Annotated in this window: 1 protein-coding gene; it reads left to right on the top strand. The window is 66.4% G+C overall.

Translation table 11 applies throughout. The annotated features are described in order from the left end of the window. Positions 1 to 599: type VI secretion system Vgr family protein (locus HWX34_RS20430; protein ID WP_178974006.1), on the top strand; the 599-nt coding region annotated here is incomplete at both ends.

Below are 599 nucleotides of genomic sequence, written 5' to 3'. Positions count from 1 at the left end.
CCTGGGTTTTGATGATGGCGACCCGGACCACCCTTACATTGCGTCGGTGCTGCACGACAGCAGCAAGCCGGATCACATCGACAGTGGCTGGCACACCCGCAATGTCATCCTCACCCGTTCCCACAACAAGCTGCGCATGGAGGATTTGCAGGGCAAGGAGCACATCAAGCTGGCCACTGAATACGGCAAGACCCAGTTGAATATCGGCCACCTGGTGGATGCCCGGCGCCAGCCGCGCGGCGAGGGTTTCGAGTTGCGCAGCGACCAGTGGGGGGCCGTCCGTGCCGGTCGGGGGCTGCTGCTGTCCGCCCACGCCCAGCCGGGGGCTGGCGGCCCGCAACGCGAGATGGCGCAGGCGCTACAGCAACTGCAGCGGGCCAATCACGGCATCGACAGCCTGAATGCCGCCGCCAGCCAGGCTAGGGCTGACCCGGTTTCCTTGCAAGCGCAGCTGGATTTGCTCAATCAGCAAGTAAAGGACCTGCAGCAGGCGGTGCTGCTGGCCAGCGCCCCGGCCGGCATGGCGCTCACCAGGGGTGGCAGCCTGCACGCTGCCGCCGGGCAGGACATCGCTCTCACTGCCCAGCGCCATGTGGGCA

The organism is Aquitalea sp. LB_tupeE, assembly GCF_013391415.1.
In the GTDB taxonomy this organism is placed as follows: Bacteria; Pseudomonadota; Gammaproteobacteria; order Burkholderiales; family Chromobacteriaceae; genus Aquitalea.
Note: the sequence above shows the minus strand (reverse complement) of the source record. Positions and strands in the feature narration are given on the sequence as shown.